The sequence below is a fragment of the Phenylobacterium sp. genome, assembly GCF_035569475.1.
In the GTDB taxonomy this organism is placed as follows: Bacteria; Pseudomonadota; Alphaproteobacteria; order Caulobacterales; family Caulobacteraceae; genus Phenylobacterium.
Genome location: NZ_DATMNA010000095.1, coordinates 36887 through 57094 on the forward strand (window position 1 = coordinate 36887; position 20208 = coordinate 57094).

At 70.4% G+C, this 20208-nt stretch carries 21 protein-coding genes and 1 tRNA gene; 12 read left to right on the plus strand and 10 right to left on the minus strand.

The features are described from left to right. Window positions 1-2: 2 nt before the first annotated feature. Window positions 3-1328: an MFS transporter gene (locus tag VNW53_RS15455; protein WP_325556676.1), complete on the minus strand. Its 1326-nt coding sequence runs from the start codon at window positions 1326-1328 to the stop codon at window positions 3-5. A gap of 100 nt (window positions 1329-1428) precedes the next feature. On the opposite strand from VNW53_RS15455, the gene motA reads away from it, so the two are divergent. The 4 genes from motA (at window position 1429) to VNW53_RS15475 (ending at window position 5061) form a co-directional block, all read left to right on the plus strand. Further along, entirely contained in the window at window positions 1429-2304 is an 876-nt protein-coding gene (gene motA, locus VNW53_RS15460; RefSeq protein WP_325556677.1) for a flagellar motor stator protein MotA, read from the plus strand. A gap of 161 nt (window positions 2305-2465) precedes the next feature. Then, window positions 2466-2741: a hypothetical protein gene (locus VNW53_RS15465; protein ID WP_325556678.1), complete on the plus strand. Its 276-nt coding sequence runs from the start codon at window positions 2466-2468 to the stop codon at window positions 2739-2741. A gap of 78 nt (window positions 2742-2819) precedes the next feature. Further along, the gene (gene mnmD, locus VNW53_RS15470; protein WP_325556679.1) at window positions 2820-4616 is read left to right on the plus strand and encodes a tRNA (5-methylaminomethyl-2-thiouridine)(34)-methyltransferase MnmD; all 1797 of its coding nucleotides are present in this window, start codon (window positions 2820-2822) and stop codon (window positions 4614-4616) included. 61 nt (window positions 4617-4677) lie between these two features. Then, window positions 4678-5061: a DUF6491 family protein gene (locus VNW53_RS15475; RefSeq protein ID WP_325556680.1), complete on the plus strand. Its 384-nt coding sequence runs from the start codon at window positions 4678-4680 to the stop codon at window positions 5059-5061. 7 nt (window positions 5062-5068) lie between these two features. Here the strand turns inward: VNW53_RS15475 and VNW53_RS15480 are convergent, their stop codons facing one another. From VNW53_RS15480 to cpdR, 3 genes are all read right to left on the minus strand, one after another. Continuing rightward, window positions 5069-5815, minus strand: coding sequence for a sterol desaturase family protein (locus VNW53_RS15480; RefSeq protein WP_325556681.1), 747 nt, complete (start codon window positions 5813-5815; stop codon window positions 5069-5071). A 99-nt stretch (window positions 5816-5914) separates the two neighbouring features. Then, window positions 5915-5989 (minus strand) — tRNA-Val (locus tag VNW53_RS15485). A 73-nt stretch (window positions 5990-6062) separates the two neighbouring features. Further along, window positions 6063-6419 (minus strand): cell cycle two-component system response regulator CpdR, encoded by a 357-nt coding sequence (gene cpdR, locus VNW53_RS15490; RefSeq protein ID WP_325556682.1) that lies wholly within the window; start codon window positions 6417-6419, stop codon window positions 6063-6065. 121 nt (window positions 6420-6540) lie between these two features. Between cpdR and VNW53_RS15495 the strand changes: the two genes are divergently transcribed. The 3 genes from VNW53_RS15495 to trhA all read left to right on the plus strand — a co-directional run bounded on the left by VNW53_RS15495 (window position 6541) and on the right by trhA (window position 10475). After that, window positions 6541-7443: an N-formylglutamate amidohydrolase gene (locus VNW53_RS15495; RefSeq protein ID WP_325556683.1), complete on the plus strand. Its 903-nt coding sequence runs from the start codon at window positions 6541-6543 to the stop codon at window positions 7441-7443. Window positions 7444-7826: 383 nt separating this feature from the next. Beyond that, a complete protein-coding gene (gene typA / locus VNW53_RS15500) occupies window positions 7827-9659 on the plus strand; it encodes a translational GTPase TypA (protein ID WP_325556684.1) in 1833 nt (610 codons plus the stop codon). Window positions 9660-9803: 144 nt separating this feature from the next. Then, entirely contained in the window at window positions 9804-10475 is a 672-nt protein-coding gene (gene trhA / locus VNW53_RS15505; RefSeq protein WP_325556685.1) for a PAQR family membrane homeostasis protein TrhA, read from the plus strand. A 2-nt stretch (window positions 10476-10477) separates the two neighbouring features. Here trhA and VNW53_RS15510 read toward each other — a convergent pair whose 3' ends face one another. Further along, window positions 10478-10939, minus strand: coding sequence for a GNAT family N-acetyltransferase (locus tag VNW53_RS15510; RefSeq protein WP_325556686.1), 462 nt, complete (start codon window positions 10937-10939; stop codon window positions 10478-10480). A gap of 61 nt (window positions 10940-11000) precedes the next feature. Here VNW53_RS15510 and VNW53_RS15515 point away from each other — a divergent pair, with 61 nt between their 5' ends. Beyond that, a complete protein-coding gene (locus VNW53_RS15515; RefSeq protein WP_325556687.1) occupies window positions 11001-12167 on the plus strand; it encodes an aminotransferase in 1167 nt (388 codons plus the stop codon). Window positions 12168-12202: 35 nt separating this feature from the next. After that, complete coding sequence (locus VNW53_RS15520) at window positions 12203-12580, plus strand: VOC family protein (protein WP_325556689.1); 378 nt, start codon at window positions 12203-12205, stop codon at window positions 12578-12580. 123 nt (window positions 12581-12703) lie between these two features. On the opposite strand, the gene VNW53_RS15525 is transcribed toward VNW53_RS15520, so the two are convergent. Together VNW53_RS15525 and VNW53_RS15530 are read right to left on the minus strand one after the other, a co-directional pair. After that, window positions 12704-13489, minus strand: a complete 786-nt coding sequence (locus VNW53_RS15525) for an SDR family oxidoreductase (RefSeq protein ID WP_325556716.1) — start codon at window positions 13487-13489, stop codon at window positions 12704-12706. A 75-nt stretch (window positions 13490-13564) separates the two neighbouring features. After that, window positions 13565-14083 carry a GNAT family N-acetyltransferase gene (locus VNW53_RS15530; RefSeq protein WP_325556690.1) on the minus strand — a complete coding sequence of 173 codons (519 nt, stop codon included), beginning with the start codon at window positions 14081-14083 and terminating at the stop codon, window positions 13565-13567. A gap of 103 nt (window positions 14084-14186) precedes the next feature. Here VNW53_RS15530 and VNW53_RS15535 point away from each other — a divergent pair, with 103 nt between their 5' ends. Beyond that, the gene (locus tag VNW53_RS15535) at window positions 14187-15662 is read left to right on the plus strand and encodes a M20 family peptidase (protein ID WP_325556692.1); all 1476 of its coding nucleotides are present in this window, start codon (window positions 14187-14189) and stop codon (window positions 15660-15662) included. Window positions 15663-15704: 42 nt separating this feature from the next. Here VNW53_RS15535 and VNW53_RS15540 read toward each other — a convergent pair whose 3' ends face one another. The 3 genes from VNW53_RS15540 to VNW53_RS15550 form a co-directional block, all read right to left on the minus strand. Next, window positions 15705-16229: a DUF1993 domain-containing protein gene (locus VNW53_RS15540; protein ID WP_325556693.1), complete on the minus strand. Its 525-nt coding sequence runs from the start codon at window positions 16227-16229 to the stop codon at window positions 15705-15707. Window positions 16230-16290: 61 nt separating this feature from the next. After that, window positions 16291-17310, minus strand: coding sequence for a GlxA family transcriptional regulator (locus tag VNW53_RS15545; RefSeq protein WP_325556694.1), 1020 nt, complete (start codon window positions 17308-17310; stop codon window positions 16291-16293). A 43-nt stretch (window positions 17311-17353) separates the two neighbouring features. Next, window positions 17354-17626: a DUF4242 domain-containing protein gene (locus tag VNW53_RS15550; RefSeq protein WP_325556695.1), complete on the minus strand. Its 273-nt coding sequence runs from the start codon at window positions 17624-17626 to the stop codon at window positions 17354-17356. A 187-nt stretch (window positions 17627-17813) separates the two neighbouring features. Between VNW53_RS15550 and VNW53_RS15555 the strand changes: the two genes are divergently transcribed. Both VNW53_RS15555 and VNW53_RS15560 read left to right on the plus strand, forming a co-directional pair. Beyond that, window positions 17814-18437, plus strand: a complete 624-nt coding sequence (locus VNW53_RS15555) for an ATP-dependent Clp protease proteolytic subunit (RefSeq protein WP_325556696.1) — start codon at window positions 17814-17816, stop codon at window positions 18435-18437. A gap of 143 nt (window positions 18438-18580) precedes the next feature. Continuing rightward, a complete protein-coding gene (locus tag VNW53_RS15560) occupies window positions 18581-20197 on the plus strand; it encodes an alpha-amylase family glycosyl hydrolase (RefSeq protein ID WP_325556697.1) in 1617 nt (538 codons plus the stop codon). Window positions 20198-20208: the final 11 nt, after the last annotated feature.

Consider the following 20208-nt stretch of genomic DNA (forward strand, 5'->3'; position numbering starts at 1 on the left):
GTCTAGACTCCGCCTTCGTCGCTGCGCTCGATGGTGGCCATGGTGGTCTCCTCGCGGGTGACGGCGGCCGGGTCGGCGTTGCGCAGGGCCCGGCTGGCGAAGGCGTAGACCAGCAGGCCCAGCATCAGCACCATGTTCAGCAAGAAGGGCGCGGCGTGGTTCGCCCGGTAGAGGGCCATGAAGGCCGGGGCGAAGACCGCGTTGATGCCGTTCACCGCCGCGATGGCGCCGGCCACCCGCGCCTGGTCCTTCCAGCCGACCGCCAGGGATGAGCCGGCCGTGAAGCCCGGCCGCGCGAAACCGAAGCCGAGGCTCGCCAGGGCGTAGCCGGCCACCACCGTGTGGTAGTCCGGCGCGATCGCCACCAGGAGGTTGCCCACCGCCCCGCAGACCACGCCCCATCGCAGCAACTGCTTGGGCGTCATCTCGAACATGCGGATCAGGCCCCATTGGGCGAGCAGGCCCGCGAGCGCGCCGAAGGCCATGGCGGTGGCGATGGATTCCTTGGCCGCCAGGGGCGAGACGCCGAGCTTGTCGATGACCAGGAAGCCGATGGTCTGCTGCTGGGCCGTCTGGCAGGTCGCGACCACGAAGCCGTAGAGCGCGAAGGGCATGACGCGCGGGTCGCGCCACATGGGCCGCGCCTTCTCCACCGTCTGCTCGGCGGCCGCCTCCGCGGCCTCTTCCGGCGTCTCGGCGCGGCGGGGGCTTTCCGGCAGGAAGCGCCAGACCACGAACAGCATGGCCGCGGCGATGGCGGCGAAGGTGAAGAGCGGCCCGGCCAGGCCCACCACCGGATAGATGAAATAGGGCGCCAGCCACGGCCCGAACACCGTGCCCAGGCCAAAGGCGCCGGCCAGGCTGGCCATGGCCTGGGTGCGCTGCTCGCGCGGCGTGTGGTCGGCCACATAGGCCTGGTTGGCCGGATTGGACGCGGCCCCGAACAGGCCGAACAGCGAGCGGCCCAACAGCAGCAGGCCGAAGATCACCATGGGCGCGGCCATCTGGCGCAGGCCGGCGCTGACCACCGCCCCGCAGACGGTCATGGAGATCATGAAGCCCGACAGGCCCACCATCATCAGGGGCTTGCGGCCGTAGCGGTCCGAGGCCCGCGCCCAGAACGGCGAGGAGCAGGCCCACAGGATCGCCGACAGCGAGAAGATCGCCACCACCATCTCGTCGGGAATGGCCAGGGAGCGGCCGATCAGCGGCAGGACCGAGATCAGGCCGGTGTTGCCGATGGCCGTCGCCACCGACGAACAGAAGATGATCGCGAAGGCCCGCTTGGGCAGGGTGCTCTGGGCGGGACTCGCGACGGCGTCGGCCATGGACCGGGCTTAAGCATGGGTGCGCCGCAGCGCAAACCCAGCCGCTCACCGCCCATTAAGCAATAACAGCGATGTTCGAGCCTGAGTCGCGGGAGACCCTATGTTTCAGATTATCGGCATCGTGCTGCTGTTCGGCCTGGTGTTTGGCAGCTTCGTCATGACCGGCGGCAACATCGGCGTCATCCTGGGCGCCCTGCCTTCGGAGCTGATGACCATCGGCGGCGCCGGAACGGCCGCGGTGCTGATCTCCAACTCGGTGCCGGTGCTGAAGCGGATCGCCGGTGGCTTCGGCAAGGTCTTCAAGGGGCCGACCTGGAAGGCCTCGGACTACCGCGACCTCCTGAGCCTGCTGTTCCTGCTCACCAAGACCATGAAGTCCAAGGGCGTCATCGCGCTCGAAAGCCACATCGAGACGCCCAAGGAGAGCTCGATCTTCTCGCGCTATCCGCGGATCATGAAGGACCACTTCGCCATCGACTTCATCTGCGACACCCTGCGGATGATGACCATGAACCTGGAAGACCCGCACCAGGTCGAGGACGCGATGGAGGCCCAGCTCGAGAAGCATCACCACGAGGCGCTGACCGCGCCCCACGCGCTGACCAACCTCGCCGACGCCCTGCCCGCCCTGGGCATCGTGGCCGCCGTGCTGGGGGTCATCAAGACCATGGGCGCCATCACCGAGCCGCCCGCCGTGCTGGGCGAGATGATCGGCTCGGCCCTGGTCGGCACCTTCCTGGGCGTGTTCCTGGCCTACGGCCTGGTCGGCCCGATGGCCAACCGCATGGCCGCGGTGATCGACGAGGACGGCTCGTTCTACAAGATCATCCAGTCGGTGCTGGTGGCCCACCTGCACGGCAACGCCGCCCAGATCTCCGTCGAGATCGGCCGCGGCAACGTCCCCAGCGGCAACCAGCCGAGCTTCCTGGAGCTGGAAGAGGCGCTCTCCGCCATCCCGGCCGAAGGCGCGGCCTAGGGCCGCTTTCGGCGCAGGCCCGCCAAGACCGCAGCCTGCACCGATTTGCGATCACGAAAACGTGAGGTTGGCTGTCGCCAGGTCCGCGAACCGGCGCATAGTCGGCCCGGCCTCCTCCTGAGGGAGGCCACACCGACACATCGCCTTCGAGGACGAGGCCCATGAACACACCCCTGCTCAGCAAGCTCCTGGTCGCCGGCGCGGCTGTCGCGGCCCTCTCGGCCGCCGCCTGCGCGCCCAAGGCCGACAAGGCCGCCGCCACCGCCACCCCGGCCGCCGGCTCTTCCGCCGCCACCGCGGCCGAAGCGGCCCAGACCGCAGCGGCCGCCGCCGCCGACGCCGCCGCCGACGCCAACAAGGCCGACGGCGCCGCCACGCCGCCTTCCGCCACGCCGCCGGCCGCCGACGCCACGGCTGCCACGCCGCCCAAGAAGTAGCGCCCGCCGGGCGCCCGGCCGAACGCGGGCCGTCCATGGGGCGGCCCTTTTTCGTGGCCGCGCTATATCGTGCCCGCCATGGCCGATACCCCCGCGAACAGCCCGCTCGACTGGAGCGACGACGGCCAGCCGCGCTCGCGGCTCTACGACGACGTCTACTTCTCCGCCGAGGACGGCCTGGCCGAGGCCCGCGCCGTGTTCCTGGAGGGCTGCGGCCTGCCGCAAGCCTGGGCGGGGCGCGGGCGGTTCGTGGTCGGCGAGCTGGGGTTCGGGACCGGGTTGAACGTCCTGGCCCTGATCGAGCTCTGGAGCCGCACGCGGCCGGCGGGCGGGCGCCTGCACATCTTTTCCGTAGAGGCGCACCCGATCGGCGCCGGCGAGGCGAGGCGCGCGCTGGCGCACTGGCCGGAGCTGGGTGACCTGGCCGCCCGGCTGACCGCCGGGTGGCCTGGCCGGGCGCGCGGGCCGCATCGGCTGGAGTTCGAAGACCTCGGCGTGATCCTCGACGTGGTGGTCGCCGACGTCGCCGAGGCCCTGGCGGGCTGGTCCGGCGCTGTGGACGCCTGGTTCCTCGACGGCTTCGCCCCGGCCCGCAATCCCGCCATGTGGTCCGACGAGGTGCTGGCCCTGGTCGCCGCCCGCTCGGCGCCCGGCGCCGTGGCGGCCACCTTCACGGTCGCGGGCCAGGTGCGCCGCGGGCTGGCGGCCGCCGGCTTCGAGGTCGCCAGGGCGCCCGGCTTCGGGCGCAAGCGCGAGCGGCTGACCGCGGCCCTGCCGGGCCCGGCGCCCGCAGCCGCTGCGACTCGACAGGTGGCCATCGTCGGCGCGGGCGTCGGCGGCGCGGCGGCCGCGCGCGCCGTGCGGGCCCTGGGCGGCGAGGCCCTGGTCTTCGATTCGGAAGGGCGCGGCGCGGGCGCCTCTGGCAATCCGGCGGCCCTGGTGACGCCCCGCCTGGACGCCGGCCTCGCCGAGCCCGCCCGGCTGTTCGCCCAGGCGTTCCGCCGCGCCACGGCGCTCTATGCGGACGTCCCCGGGCTGATCGTCGCCCGCGGCGCCCTGCAGTTCGCGGTCGGGTCGCAGGACGCCGGGCGCTTCGCCAAGATCGCCCGGTCCGACCTGTTCGAGCCCGGCGCCCTTGAGATGCTGACGCCGGCCCAGGCCTCCGCCCGCGTCGGCGAAAGCGCGCCGCAGGCGCTGGAGCTTCACGACGGGCTGGTGATCGAGCCCTCCGTCCTGCTGGCGGCCTGGGCGCCGCAGGCCGACAAGGCCGCCGTCGCCCGGATCGAGCCCGACGGCGCGGGCTGGCGGTTGCTGGACGCGAAGGGCGCGGTGCTGGCCGTCGCCGACGCGGTGATCGTGGCCGCGGGGCTGGCCACCGGCGACCTGGCGCCCGGCCTGCCGCTCAGCGCGGTGCGCGGCCAGGCGAGCTTCGCCGCCCTCGCCGCGCCGCCGCCGGCCGCGGCCTTCGGCGGCTATGCGATCCCGACGCGCCAGGGCGTGCTGTTCGGCGCCACCAACGACCGCGACGACACCGCCCGCGATGTGCGGCCGCAGGATCATCGGCGCAACCTGGCCGCCCTGGCCGAGGGCCTGCCGGAACTCGCCGGGCGGCTCGCGGGCGCGACGCTGGAGGGCCGCGCCTCGATCCGCGTCTCGACGCCGGACTACCTCCCGGTCGCGGGCGCCGCTCCGGGGGGACCCGCCGGGCTCTTCGTGCTGACGGGCTTCGGGGCGCGGGGCTTCACGCTGGCCCCCCTGCTGGCCGAGCATGTGGCGGCTCTGGCGATGCAGGCGCCCTCGCCGCTCCCGGTCCCGCTGGCGGCCTTCGTCGAACCGGGGCGCTTCGCCCGCCGGCAGGCGCGGCGCGGTTCCTAGCCGTCCCAGCTTGGCCTATAGAATGGCGCAGGGGGACGGCCCTACTGCGAGGATCCGAGAGATGAAGACCGCCACCGCCCTGGCCGCCGCCGCCCTGCTGAGCCTCAGCGCCGCCGCCGCGCACGCCGCCGACAAGCCCGCCGCCAAGAACGAATGCTTCTGGGCGCGCAACGTCACCAGCTTCGCCGCGCCGGACGACCACACGGTCTACGTCCGGGTGAACATGCGCGACGTCTACAAGTTCGACCTGCTGGTCTCCTGCCCGGACATCGACTGGAACCAGCGGCTGGCGCTCAAGTCCACCAGCGACAGCATCTGCAGCGGCATGGACGCCGAGATCATCACCCGTGCGCAGGGGCTCGGCCGGCAGCGCTGCCCGATCAGCCACATGCGCAAGCTGACCCCGGAAGAGATCGCCGCCCTGCCAAAGGGGGCCAAGCCCTAAGGGGCCGTCAGGCCGGGCGGGCCTCCGGCTCGGAAGGGGCGCCCGGTTCGTCCGTCATGGGCCAGACGAGGGCGTGGATCAGGGTTTCCGGCCTGCGGTCGAGGCCGGTCGGGGGGAACATCGCGCCCGGCCGGTAGCTGCCGAGGATCACGTCGAAGATCGGGAACAGGCCGGCGAAGTTCGCCCCGTGGTGCGCCGGATCGCTGGAGTGGTGGATGCGGTGATAGGCCGGCGAGTTCAGCAGCCAGCTCAGCCGCCCGAAGCTCACGCGCAGGTTCGCGTGGCTGAAGTAGTGATAGAAGCTGAGCAGCGCATAGATGGTCAGCGTCGCGGCCGACGGCCGGAACAGGATCGCCGCGGCCGGCCAGATGGTCAGCGCCTTGATCACGCTGTCGCCCCACCAGTGCCGCTCCGCCGTGGTGGCGTTCATGCAGGGGTCCGAGTGGTGGAGCGAGTGCATCCGCCACAGGAACGGGACCGCGTGCTGGGTGCGGTGGAACATGCACTCGCCGAAGTCGATCGCCAGGATGTAGGCCACCGTCGCGGCCGCCGGCGGCCAGGCCGCGCTGGTCACCGCGGGAAGGCCCGCCCGGCGGGCGGCCTCGACGACGCCCGCCGAGACCAGAGGGGCGAGCAGGACCGCCGGGATCATCCGGGCGATCATGATCCCCAAATTGAGCAGGCGCTGCCCCGGATCCCGGCGCGCCGGGAAGCGGCCCTCCAGGAGGGTCAGGGCCAGAAGGACGAGGATCACGAGGGGCGCCTGCAGCACCGGCCTACGCCCCCGCGCCGGCGGCGGCCCGGCTCGTCGTCCGCGATGGCGTACGGCCTTGACCAGATGTCTGAAGGGGGATGGTGGACGCGACAGGGATCGAACCTGTGACCCCCTCGATGTCAACGAGGTGCTCTCCCGCTGAGCTACGCGTCCGTATCCGGTGGTCTCGGGAACGCGCGGATATACCGGCGGGGCCTCCGCTGCGCAAGGCGCCCATCGCCCGGGCCTAGGCGGCGATCATCCGTTCCACCTCGGAGACGATCTCGCGCAGGTGGATCGGCTTGGACAGCACCTTGGCGCCGGCCGGGGCCTGGCTGCCGGCGGCCAGCGCCACGGCGGCGAAGCCGGTGATGAACATGATCCGCAGGTCCGGGTGCAGGGCGGCGGCCTGGCGCGCCACCTCGATGCCGTCCATGCCGGGCATGACGATGTCGGTCAGCAGCAGGTCCCACTCCTGGTCCAGGATGGCCGCCGCCTCGTCGCCGTCGGCGCAGGCCACGACCTCATAGCCGGCCCGTTCCAGCGCGCGCGCCAGGAAGCCGCGGAGGCTGTCGTCGTCTTCGGCCAGGAGGATGCGGGGCATTGGGACTCTTGCGGCGGCGGGCTTGAAGGGATCGTCAGGAAACACCCAACATAGCTTCGGATCGGTAAAGGCGCGATGAAGCCTTTGACCCGACCCGAGGCTCAGCGTTCTATGTCGGGTAATGAACGCCTGGGAGCCCATCGCCGTCGAGGACACGCCCGCGGCCGGGGCGTTTGGCCTGCGCAGGGCCGCCGCCGACGGCCAGGCGCCGCCCACGCCGCTGGTCTTCGCCTCGCCCCACTCGGGCCGCGACTACCCTGACGACATGATGGCGGCCACCACCCTGGACGCCCAGGCGATCCGCCGGTCGGAGGACGCCTTCGTCGACGACCTGGTGGCCGGCGGGCCGGGCCTGGGCGCGGCGACCCTGACCGCCCGCTTCGCGCGCGCCTACATCGACCTCAACCGCGAGGCCTTCGAGCTCGACCCCGGCATGTTCGAGGACGAGTTGCCCGAGTTCGCCCGCGCCCGCACCGCCCGGGTCGCCGCGGGCCTGGGCGCCATCGCCCGGGTGGTCTCCGAGGGCCAGGAGATCTACGCCCGGAAGCTCACCTTCTCCGAGGCCCGCGCCCGCATCGAGGGCGCGCACCGGCCCTATCACGCGGCCCTGGAGCGGCTGATCGGCGAGGCGCACCGGGCCCACGGCTTCGCGATCCTGATCGACTGGCACTCCATGCCGGCCGCCGCGGCGCGGTCCGGCGGGCGCGACCGGCCCTGCGACTTCGTGCTGGGCGACCGCTTCGGCGCGGCCTGCGCGGGCCTGCTCACCGCCCGCGTGGAGCGCGAGCTGGAGGCGCTGGGCTACCGGGTGGCGCGCAACACGCCCTACGCCGGCGGCTACACCACCGAGCACTACGGCCGCCCGGGGCGCCGCACCCACGCCCTGCAGATCGAGATCAACCGGGGCCTCTACCTGGACGAGGCGACGCTCACGCCCACGGCCGGCTTCGAGCGGCTGAAGGGGCACCTGGAGCGCCTGACCGGCGCGCTGGCGGCGGCGGACTGGAGCTCGCTGAGAGCATAACCTCCCTCGTCGCGACGCGCTGGCGGCGGAGGCCGGGCCAAAAAAAAGCCGCGCCCGAAGGCGCGGCAGTTCATAGGGAGGAAACGCCCAGGAAGGGCAGAGGCGGCAAGGCCGCCTCACGAATTGAATGTACGGTGCGATGCACAACGACGCAAGCGGCTGCGACAAAAAACCTGCGTTTTCATGAGGGTGACGTAGAAAAGCCTAGGCTTTTCCAGGCCTTGCGGACGCTGGCGGAAACCCCATTTAGTTTGCACCGCACAACAGCCTGACCATTGGCGGCCTGCCGCAGGGTCGCAGGATCCAACTCCAAGCTGGCGGTTGCGCCTTCTCTCCCCTACAAGCGCGCCTTCCTCGCCCCCGAGACACCTCCTTAGAATCCCATGTCGCTCCGCAACATCGCCATCATCGCCCACGTCGACCACGGCAAGACCACGCTCGTCGATCAGCTCCTCGCCCAGTCGGGCGTCTTCCGAGCCAACGAGGCCCATGCCGAGCGGGCCATGGACTCCAACGACCAGGAGCGGGAGCGCGGCATCACCATCCTGGCCAAGTGCACCAGCGTGCTCTGGCACGGCGAGGCCGGCGACACGCGGATCAACATCATCGACACCCCCGGCCACGCCGACTTCGGCGGCGAGGTGGAGCGGATCCTGGGCATGGTGGACGGCTGCGTCCTGCTGGTCGACGCCGAGGAAGGCGTCATGCCGCAAACCAAGTTCGTGCTCGGCAAGGCGCTGAAGATGGGCCTGCGCCCCATCGTCTGCCTGAACAAGGTCGACCGCCCGCACGCCGACCCGGACCGGGTGCTGAACGACGCCTTCGACCTGTTCGCGGCCATGGGCGCCACCGACGACCAGCTCGACTTCCCGCACCTCTACGCCTCGGGCAAGCAGGGCTGGGCGACGCTGGACATGGCGAAGCCGTCGGAGACCCTGGCGCCGCTGTTCGACCTGATCGTGCGCCACGTGCCCGAGCCCAAGGCCATCGCCCAGAAGGACGGACCCTTCCAGATCCTCTCGGTGCTGATCGAGAACGACCCCTTCCTGGGCCGCCTGCTGACCGGCCGCATCGAGAGCGGCAAGGCGACGCCGGGCCTGGCCATCCACGCCCTGGGCATCGACGGCAAGGAAGTCGAGCGCGGCCGGATCACCAAGGTTCTGGCCTTCCGCGGCCTGAAGCGCCAGCCGATCGACGACGCCGAGGCCGGCGACATCGTGGCCATCGCGGGCCTCTCCAAGGCGACGGTGGCCGACACCCTGTGCGCCATGGACGTGACCGAGGCCCTGCCGGCCCAGCCCATCGACCCGCCGACTATCTCCATGACCGTCAGCGTCAACGACAGCCCGCTCGCCGGTCGCGAGGGCGACAAGGTGCAGAGCCGGGTGATCCGCGACCGCCTGCTGAAGGAAGCCCAGTCCAACGTCGCCATCCGGGTGACCGAGACCGCCGACAAGGACGCCTATGAGGTCGCGGGCCGAGGCGAACTGCAGCTCGGCGTGCTGATCGAGAGCATGCGCCGCGAGGGCTTCGAGGTCTCCATCAGCCGCCCGCGCGTGGTCTTCCAGTACGATCCGGAGACCAATGAGCGCCTCGAGCCCATCGAGGACGTGATGATCGACGTGGACGAGGAATTCACCGGTATCGTCATCGAGAAGCTGTCGGCCCGCAAGGCCGAGCTGAAGGACATGGGCCCCTCGGGCGCCGGCAAGACCCGTATCAGCCTGATGAGCCCGTCGCGCTCGCTGATCGGCTACCAGGGCGAATTCCTGACCGACACCCGCGGCTCCGGCGTGCTGAACCGGGTGTTCAGCCACTACGAGCCCTACAAGGGGCCCATCGACGCCGGCCGCAAGGGCGTGCTGGTCTCCAACTCCGACGGCGAGACGGCGGCCTATGCCCTGTGGAACCTGGAAGACCGCGGCACCATGTTCGTGGGCGGCGGCGAGAAGACCTACCAGGGCATGATCATCGGCGAGAACTCGCGGTCCGACGACCTCGACGTCAACCCGATGAAGGCCAAGCAGCTCACCAACGTGCGGGCTTCCGGCAAGGACGAGGCCGTGCGCCTGACCCCGCCGCGCCGCCCGACCCTCGAACAGGCCATCGCCTATATCGAGGAGGACGAACTGGTGGAGGTGACGCCCAAGTCCATCCGCCTGCGCAAGAAGGTCCTCAACCCCTCCTTCCGCAAGAAGCGGGTGAAGGAAGACTAGCCGCGGGCCGCGGCGGCCTGGTTCACATTCCGCCGTCATCCTCCGATCGCCTCTCCGGCGAACCGGAGGATCACGAAGCTTGGGTGCGAATCGGCTGGACGGTCGCCCGCGCCCCATGAGACCGATAGGGCACGGAGTTCAGTCATGACCCTCGCCGGCCCCGCCAAACCGCCCCGCCACTATCCGACCCCGGCCGCCAAATGCGCCGACCTCGTGGTGCATGTCGTGGGCCTGACCCTGGCCCTGGTGGGCGGGATCGTGCTCCTGGCCCTGGCCGTGCGGGCCGGCTCGATCACCCAGGTGGTGGGCGTCTCGATCTACGCGGCCGGCGTCCTGGCCATGCTGGCCTTTTCCACCGCCTACAATTTCGCCAAGGCCAGGTATCGCCCGGTGCTGCGCAGGCTGGACCACGCCGGCATCTTCCTGATGATCGCCGGCTCCTACACCCCCTTCACCATCCACAACCTCACCGGCGGCTGGGCCTGGGGCATGACTGCGGCCATCTGGTCCCTCGCGACCTTCGGCGCGCTGGGCAAGATCTTCTGGATCGGCATGGACCGCCGGATTGGCGTCGGCGTCTACCTGGCCCTGGGCTGGCTGGTGGTGGTGGCGCTCAAACCCATGATCGACAGCGTCTATTGGGTCGCCCTGCTGCTGCTGCTGGCCGGCGGGGTGCTCTATTCGACGGGCGTGATCTTCTATGTGAACAAGCGCCTGAAGTTCGCCCGGGCCATCTGGCACGGCCATGTCGTGGCCGCCGCCGCGACCCATTGGGCGGCGGTGCTGGTGGGCGTGGTCCTCGTCAGCCACACCTAGGCTCAGGCGGCGTAGACGCGCTCCATCCAGGTGTCGCCGCGGGCGTAGTCGTTGCGCGGCGGCGGCCCGACCTCGGTGAAGCCCATGGCCCGGTAGAGCCCCAGCGCCGGCCCCAGGCTGGAGTTGGTCTCCAGGTAGAGCCTGGGCGCGCCCAGTTCGGCGCCGGCGTCGATGCACCGCTGCATCAGCATCCGCCCCAGGCCCGAGCCGCGCAGGGTCTCGGCGACGGTCATCTTGGCGACCTCATAGCCGCCGTCCTCCATGGGGATCAGGGCCGCGCAGCCCACCGCCTCGCCCTCGTGCAGGGCGATGAAGATCCGCCCGCCGGCCTCGACGATCCTGCCTTGCGGGTCGCCCAGCACCTCGCGGTCCTTGGGCTCGATGGCGAAGTACCTGGAGATCCAGGCCTCGTTCAGGGTCTTGAACGCTTCGGCGTGGCAGGGCTCGAACTCGACGATCTCCATGGACGCAGGCGCTCCGGTCAGGTCATGAAGGCGCGACAGCCGCCCCCAGCCCGATGATCTAATGCCCAACCCGATCTTCTCAAGCCTGCCGATGACCGTCTTCGAGGAGATGTCGGGCCTGGCGCGCACCCTGGGCGCCGTCAACCTGGGCCAGGGCTTCCCGGACGACCCCGGTCCGGAGGCGATCCGCGCCAAGGCGGCGGACGCCACCCTCAACGGCTACAACCAGTATCCGCCGATGGCCGGCCTGCCGGAGCTGCGCGCGGCGGCGGCCGGCCACTACGCCCGCAGCCAGGGCCTGGACCTCGACCCGGCGACCGAGATCACCGTCACCTCCGGCGCGACGGAGGCTCTGGCGGCGGCCTTCTTCGGCCTGATCGAGCCCGGCGACGAGGTGATCGTCTTCCAGCCGCTCTACGACGCCTACCTGCCGCTGATCCGCCGAGCCGGCGGGGTTCCGAAGCTGGTCAGCCTGCCGCCGCCCCGCTGGCGGTTCGACCGGGCGACGCTGGAGGCGGCCTTCACCGAGACGACCAGATATGTCGTTCTGAACAACCCCAACAACCCGGCCGGCGTGGTGCTGCCCGACGAGGACCTCGCCCTGCTGGCCGAGCTCTGCGTGAAGCACGACGTCATCGCCATCTGCGACGAGGTCTGGGAGCAGGTGGTGTTCGGCAATGCGAAGCACCGGCCGCTGATCGCCTTCCCCGGGATGCGCGAGCGGTGCGTGAAGATCGGCTCGGCGGGCAAGATGTTCGGCCTGACCGGCTGGAAGGTGGGCTTCCTCTGCGCCGCGGCGGAGCTGACCCACAGCCTCGCCCGCGCCCACCAGTTCCTGACCTTCACCACCCCGCCCAACCTGCAGGCCGCCGTCGCCTGGGGGCTGGACAACAGCGACGACTGGTTCCGGCGAATGCCGCGCGATCTCGAACGCTCCCGCGACCGGCTGAGCGAGGGGCTGCAGCGGGAGGGCTTCGCGGTCCTGCCGACGCAGGGGACCTACTTCCTCAACATCGACCTCGCCGCCTCCGGCGTGGCCCTGGGCGACCGCGAGTTCTGCCTGCGCGCGGTGAAGGAGGCCGGCGTCGCCGCCATCCCGGTCTCGGCGCTCTATGAGGAGGAGCCGGTGAGCCACATCGTGCGCCTGTGCTTCTCCAAGCGCGACGAGACCCTGGACGCGGGGATCGAACGGCTGGCCAGGGCCCGGGAGCTTGTCAGCAGGGCCTGACTGGGCTCAGCATGAGCCCCTCCGGGAGGACCGCCATGCCTGCCACCCTGCGCCACTTCGCGATCAACGCCCGCGACGTGCCCCGCGCCAAGGCCTTCTACGAGGGCGTCTTCGGCTGGACCTTCACGCCCTGGGGCCCGCCGGGCTTCTACCAGACCCGCAGCGCCGGCAAGGGGTTCGTGGGCGCCCTGCAGGGCCGCCGCGACATCGCAGGCCACGTCATGCCGGGCGTCGAGGTCAGCTACGGGGTCGACGACATCCAGGCGACCATGGCCGCCGTCGAGGCCCATGGCGGCGCGGTGATCATGCCGCCCTTCCGCATCGAGGGCGTGGGCGAGCTGATCTTCTTCCAGGACACCGAGGGCAACATCGGCGGCGCCATGCAGTACGAGGCGGTGCAATGGCCGGAATGAGCGTCCTGGGCTCGCCGGCGCTGCCGGCGATCAAGATGATCATGAAAGCGTAAGCGCTGCCTCCCCCATCGCGGCGGCGATGGCGGGAGGGGGACCGCCCGCCGCTGCGCGGGGGAGGTAAGTTCAGCAGGTGCTCCCGCCGTCCACCACGAACGTCTGCCCCGTGGTCCACGCGCCCGCACGCGACGCCAGGTAGACCGCCGCCCCGGCCAGGTCGTCGGGCTCGCCCAGGCGGCGGAGCGGGGTGCCGGAACTGGCGCGCTTCTCGCCTTCCGGGGTGTCCCACAGCGCCTTGGCGAAGTCGGTCTTCACCAGGCCCGGCGCGATGCAGTTGACGCGGATATTGTCGGGGCCCAGCTCCTTGGCGAGATTCCTGGCCAGTTGCATGTCGGCCGCCTTGGAGATGCAGTAGGCGCCGATCACCTCCGAGCCGCGCAGGCCGCCGATCGACGAGACGATGATGATCGCGCCGTCCTTCCGCTCGCGCATCTCCGGCGCGACCATCTGGATCATCCAGTTGTTGGCGATGATGTTGTTCGACAGGATCTTCGAGAAGGCGTCGTCGGAGATGTCGAGCTGCGAGCCATAGAACGGGTTCGAGGCGGCGTTGCAGACCAGGATGTCGATCTTGCCGAAGGCCTTGCGCGTCTCGTCCATCAGCCGCTGAAGGTCGTCCTTCGACGAGATGTTGGCCGGGATGGCGATGGCGTGGCCGGCGCTGCGGGCGTTGATCGCCGCGGCGACCTCTTCACAGGGGCCGGCCTTGCGCGAGGAGATCACCACCTTGGCGCCGTGGGCGGCCATCTGCTCGGCGATGGCCTTGCCGATACCGCGCGAGGAGCCGGTGATCACCGCCACCTTGCCCGTCAGGTCGAACAGCTTGCCGGTCAGCACATTGGGCTTGTCCATCACGTCGCTCATGGCGAGGCTCCCTAAAACGCTCGTTTGATTTGCCGGCCATTTGCGATGCCGGCCGCTTCTAGGTCAAGCGGGCTGGGCGGCCAGCACATGCTCCATCCGCACCACCCGCATCGGCCCGGCCTCGGGGTGGCGCACGTCGATCTCGTCGACCTTCCGAAAGCCGAGCCGCTCGTAGAAGGGCGCGAGCGGCAGGTCGCAATCGAGCCGCAGCAGGCTGCGGTCCTGCGCCCGGGCCAGGCCCGCCGCATGGCCCATCAGCGCCGCGGGCACGCCCGCGCCCGCATGGGCGCGGCGAACGGCGAGCTTGTGCAGGTAGAGCGCCTCGCCCGGCGGACGCTCCGGCCAGAAGTGCGGATCCTCGGGCTCGACGATCACCACGCCCGCGATCTCGCCGCCGATCCGGGCGGTCAGCACCTCGCCGCGGGCGATGAAAGGGGCGGCGAAGGCTTCCCCCAGCAGCGCCGGGTCCCAGAGTTGCGCGCGCCAGGTGGTGATCCAGCGCGCCGCCTCCTGCAGGACCTGGGCGACCGCCGGCGCCTCGTCCGGCGCGGCCAGTCCAATGTCATAGGTCGCGGACGCCATCGGAACTCCAGCAGCAAGGCCGGCGAAACCTAGCGGCCGTGCGCGGCGGCGACAATCGCCGCCGCCCGCTCTAAGCTCCGCCTCAAAAGCGGGGGAAATTTGCATGCGTCTCGTCGGCCGGATCGCCCTGGCGCTGTTCATCGCGATCGTCGCCGTGATCGGCATCGCGCTCGTCCGCACCCTGATGTACCGCCCGCCCGGCGAGGTCAGCACCGCCGAGGTGCGCGTGGTCCCGCCCGTGCCGTTCGACGTGGCCGCCGCCGCCCAGCACCTGTCGCAGGCGGTGCAGATCCAGACGGTGAGCCACCAGGACCTGGCCGACGACCAGCCCGCCGAATGGACCCGGCTGCACGACTTCCTCACGGCCACCTATCCGGCGGCGCACGCGGCCATGACCCGCGAGATCGTGGGCAAGAACACGCTGGTCTACACCTGGAAGGGGACCGACCCGTCGCTCGCCCCCATCGTGCTGATGGCCCACCAGGACGTGGTGCCGGTGACGCCGGGCTCGGAGACCCTTTGGAAGCACCCGCCGTTCTCCGGCGCCATCGCCGAGGGCGCGGTCTGGGGCCGGGGCTCGGTGGACGACAAGGGCTCGCTCATCACCCTGTTCGAGGGCGTCGAGGCCCTGGCCAAGGCCGGCTTCAAGCCGAAGCGCACGGTGATGATCGTCTCCGGCGAGGACGAGGAGACCCGCGGGACCGGCGCCCAGGCCGCCGCGGCCCTCTTGAAGTCGCGCGGGATCAAGGCGCAGTTCGTGCTCGACGAGGGGCTGGCGGAGATCACCGACAATCCGGTGACCGGCGGCAAGCTGTCGCTGATCGGCACGGCGGAGAAGGGCTATGCGACGCTGAAGGTGACGGCCAAGGCGCAGGGCGGCCACTCCTCGGCCCCGCCGGCCGACGGCGGCGGGGTGGTGGCCCTGTCGCACGCGGTGACCGCGATCAACGACCACGGCTTCCCGATGGACTTCCGCGGGCCCGGCGCGGCCATGCTGCAGTCCGTCGCCCCGAAGGCCGCCTTCCCGGTGCGCATGGCGGTGGCCAACACCTGGCTCTTCAAGCCCATGCTGATCAAGCAGATGGGCGCCACGGCGTCCGGCGCGGCGATGCTGCACACCACCATCGCGCCGACCATGCTGAGGGGCAGCCCCAAGGAGAATGTCCTGCCGCAGGACGCGGCGGCCTGGATCAACTACCGCATCGCGCCCGGCGACACCTCGGCCACCGTCATGGCCCGCGCCAAGGCCGCGGTCGGCGCCCTGCCGGTGTCGCTGGCCTGGATCAATCCGCCGTCCGAGCCCTCGCCGGTCTCGTCCACCGCCTCGGACGGCTGGAAGATGGTCTCCGCCGTGGCCGGCCGGGTCACCGGCGCGCCGGTCGCGCCGAGCCTAGTCACCGCCGGCACCGACAGCCGCTACCTCCAGGGCGTGGCCAGCGACGTCTATCGCTTCCAGCCCATGGCCTTCGGCCTGAAGGACATCGAGATGATCCACGGGACCAACGAGCACCTGACGCTGGAGAACCTGCGCCAGTGCGTGGACTTCTACGCCCGCCTGATCGCCACCGCGGCCGGCTGAGCCTCCTCTCCCCCGACGCGCAGCGCGAGGGGAGAGGCGTGGTCAGGCCGCCTTCACCCGCAGCCGGCCCTCGTAGTCCCGTTTGCCGATCGGCACGCCCTTCATCCGCAGGATGTCGTAGGCGGTGACGGCGTGGAAATAGAAGTTCGGCAGCGAGAAGGAGAGGATGAAGGTCTCGGCCGTGAAGCGCAGCCTCCGGGGGCCGATCTGGAGGTCCAGGTCCTTGCCCGCCCAACTGTTGACCTCGTCGGGGGTGAACGCCCTAAGCGCGGCTTCCGCCTCGGCGATGCTCGCCTGAAGGTCGGCGAAGGGAATGGCTCCGCGCAGGCCGGGCGGGTCGAAAACGCCCGTCTTCACGGCCTCCAGCGCCGATACGGAATGGTGCGGCACGACCTCGGCGTGGAAATGGAAGGGCGCCATGTCCGCGATGAGGCGCGCGCCCATGAAATCGTCCGGGTCGGCGCCGGTCTCAGCGCAGTGCCCGGCCGCGCGATCGAGGAAGCCCCGGACGGCGCTCATCGTCTGCAGGTAGGTCGGGACGCTGAGATCGTAGAGTGAAGTCGCCATGGTCGGTCCCCCGGGGCTCAAGTCCCGGGCTTCTTGCCACAGGAAAACGGCCCTCGGGAACTCAGTTCATCCGCGGCGCCTCGACCTCGGCCTGGCCGCGCACATTCAGCGGCGCGAAGTTGGCGCGGTACTCCGTGGGCGTCATCTTGACGATGCGCTTGAACAGATGCCGGAAGAAGGCGACGTCGTCGTAGCCCACGTCGCAACTGATCGTCTGCACCGGCTTGGCGTCGCGCTCCAGCATGGCCTTGGCCGCCTGGATGCGCAGCGCCTGGATATAGCCGGCCGGGAGCTTGCCGGTGGCCGCCTTGAAATGCCGCACGAAGGTCCGCTCGCCCAGGCCGGCGCGCTCCGCCAGGGTGTGGGTGGAGATGTCGGCCTGGAAGTTGGCCTGCAAGAAAGCCTCGACGTCGCGGATCCGCTCGTCGCCGTGGGCCTGGGCGACCGCCTGCATGGCGTAGCCGGTCTGGTGGATGCGCGGCATGGGCAGCAGCATGGACTTGGCGCACTGCACCGCCACCTCATGGCCGCAGAGCTTCTCGACCAGGTAGAGGCTGACGTCGATGGAGGCGAAGACGCCGCCGGAGCAGAGCACCCGGCTGTCCTCGGTGACGAACAGGTCCGGCCGCCAGTTCACCTGCGGGTAGCGGGCGGCGAACTTGTCGCTCAGCGCCCAGTGGGTGGTGGCCATGCGGCCGTCGAGCAGGCCGGCCTCGGCCAGGTAGGCCGCGCCCATGCAGACGCCCACCACCAGCGCGCCACGCGCGTGCTGGTCCCGCAGCCAGGGCAGCAGCGCGCTGTTCTCCACGAAGGCCAGGTCGAGGTCGAGCTTGGAGGTCGAGACGATGGCGATGTCGGTGCGCTCGACGTCCGCCAGGCCCGCATGTGGCGTCATGCCGAGCCCATAGGCGCTGTGGACGGCGTCCCCGTCGAGCGACACGATCCGCACGCGGAAGGCGGGCTCGGCGGGGCGGTCGTGCAGGTCGTTCCAGAGCTTGCCGGCGAAGTGGAAGATCTCCACCGGCATGACTGCCGTGGAGCAGAACCCCTCCTCCAGCAGCACCACCGTCACGTCCAGCATGGCGCACTCTCCGTAACGCCGTTCGTTGTACTCCGGTTTTCGGTCAGGCCCGAGTCATGGGGTCGATCGTGGTCCCCACCTCGGTGATCTTGTCGGCCGGGAAGCCGCTGAGCTTGGCGTGCTCATGAATCACCGCCTCGTCGTCGGCGATGTAGACGCAGAGCGTGTTGTCCTCGGTGACATAGGACTCCACCCACTGGATGCGCGGGGCGAGCTTGGCCAGGGCGGCGTTGGAGACTTCGGTGGCGCCGGCATATTCGGCCGCGGAAAACTTGTGCACGCCGGGGATATGCCGCTCGATCAGGTACTTCTTCATCGGGTTCCTCCTCCGATTGCGAGCCCTGAGGCTGATCCCGCACGGTCGCCGGCGGTAGATAGCGATCCGGACATCGTTCGGGGGTGATCGCGCCCAAAGGGCACGGCGAGGCGGAATCGGCGGGCGCCCCCTTGCGGTTGCCGTCCCGGCGACGCACGTTCCGGGCTCGCTATTTCACGAGGACTCTATGCGCGAGATCTACAAGAGCTGGCTGGACGACGAAGACGGCGACGACGAGGACAAGGGCCGCCAGCCCGACATGCCGATGACCTCCGGGCCGGTGCAGAACGCGCTGTTCAAGTCGCGCACCGTGCTGGTGTTCGGCGAGATCGACATGCGCCTGGCCGAGCGGGTCACCGCCCAGATCACCGCCTTCGCCAACGAAAACGACAAGCCCATCCGGGTGATCATCAACTCCCCCGGCGGCCACGTGGAGAGCGGCGACACCATCCACGACATGATCCGCTTCTGCGGCATCGAGGTGAAGGCGATCGGCACCGGCTGGGTGGCCAGCGCCGGCGCTCACATCTTCCTGGGCGCCAAGAAGGAAAACCGGCTCTGCCTGCCCAACACCCGCTTCCTGCTGCACCAGCCGGCCGGCGGCATGCGCGGCCAGGCCTCGGACATCCAGATCGAGGCCGAGCAGATCATCAAGATGCGCGACCGCGTGAACCGGATGATCGCCAAGGAGACCGGCCAGACCATCGAGCGGATCGTCAAGGACACCCAGCGGAACTTCTGGATGAGCGCCGAGGAAGCCGTCGACTACGGCCTGGTCTCGCGGATCATCCACGATACGTCCGAGGTGTGATTTAAACCCGCTCCTCCCGGCGAAGGCCGGGACCCAGATGGAATAGCTCAGATGCGGGTTCGATCGATTCAGAGCGCCTCCGGCCCACGCCAGCGCCTGGCGATCTGGGTCCCGGCTTTCGCCGGGATGAGCGGAGATGAGAGTTGACCCGTCCCTGGTGGAAGGGCGCGGTCCTCTACCACATCTACGTCCGCAGCTTCTTCGACTCCAACGGCGACGGGCAGGGCGACCTGCCCGGCGTCGAGGCCAAGCTGGACTATCTGCAGAGCCTCGGGATCGACGGGATCTGGCTGTCGCCGATCCACCCTTCGCCCAACCGCGACTGGGGCTACGACACGGCCGACTACGAGGGCGTGCAGGGCGACTACGGCTCGCAGGCCGATTTCCAGCGCCTGCTGGACGCCGCCCACGCCCGCGGGCTGAAGGTCGTCCTCGACGAGGTGTTGAGCCACACCTCCGACGTCCACCCCTGGTTCGTCGAGAGCGTCAGCGGCGGGACGGACGGGCCCAAGGCCGACTGGTATGTCTGGGCCGACCCTCAGGCCGACGGGACCGCGCCCAACAACTGGCTGTCGGTGTTCGGCGGTCCGGCCTGGGCCTACCAGCCGGCGCGGCGGCAGCACTACCACCACAAGTTCCTCAGGCAGCAGCCCAAGCTCAACTGGCGCAACGCGGCGGCGCGGGAGGCGGCGCTGTCGGTGCTCGACCACTGGCTGGCCAAGGGGGTGGACGGCTTCCGCCTCGACGTCGCCGGCACCTTCCTGCACGACGCGAACCTGACCCCGAACCCGCCTGTGCCGATGGCCGAGCGCACCCGGTACGACTGGTCCCACGCCGGCAACCTGCAGCGGCACCTCTACGATTCCAACCTGCCGGAGAACGTCGAAACCCTGGAGGTCATCCGCCGCCGGGTGGAGGCGCAGGGGGACAGGTTCGTGTTCGGCGAGTTCTCGGAAGAGGAGGAACGCTGCGGCGCCTATCTGTCGCCCGACGAGGGCCTGCACTCGGCCTACACCTTCGTCCTGCTGCTGGCCCGCAAGCTGACGCCGCAGTTCGTGAAGGACCACTATGCCACCCTGGCCGCCCATCCGGCCCACTGGCCTACGATCAGCTTCGCCAACCACGACGTGCCGCGCACGGTCAGCCGCTTCGGCGGCGAGGACGCCCAGTCACGAGAACGGCGCCCCGACCTGGCCAAGCTGCTGTTCGCCCTGCTGCTCAGCCTGAAGGGCACGACGCTCATCTACCAGGGCGAGGAACTGGGCCTGCCGCAGGCCAGCCTCGCCCGCGACCAGCTTCGCGATCCGGTGGGCGACCTCTACTGGCCCTACACCGGCGGCCGCGACGGCTGCCGCACGCCGATGCCCTGGGCGCCCGGCCACGCGCTCGGCTTCACCGAGGGGACACCCTGGCTGCCGGCGGCGGCGGAGCATGCGGGCCTGACCGTCCAGGCCCAGGAGGCCGACCCGGAGTCGGCGCTGGCCTTCTCCCGCGCCATGATCGACTTCCGCAAGCATTCGGCGGCGATGACCGAGGGGAGCTTGAGCTTCCTCGACCTGCCCGACCCGGTCCTGGGCTTCGTCCGTCGCGACGGCGACGAAGCCGTCGCCTGCCTCTTCAACATGGGCGCCGAGCCGCAGTTCGTGGATGCGCCGGAGTTGGCGGGCGCGGCCCTGCTGCCCGTGCGCGCGGGCGATGCGGAATTGCGCGGCGGCTCGATCGGGCTGTCGGCCTGGGCCGCGGTGTTCCTGCGGCTCTGAACCCCGATCTT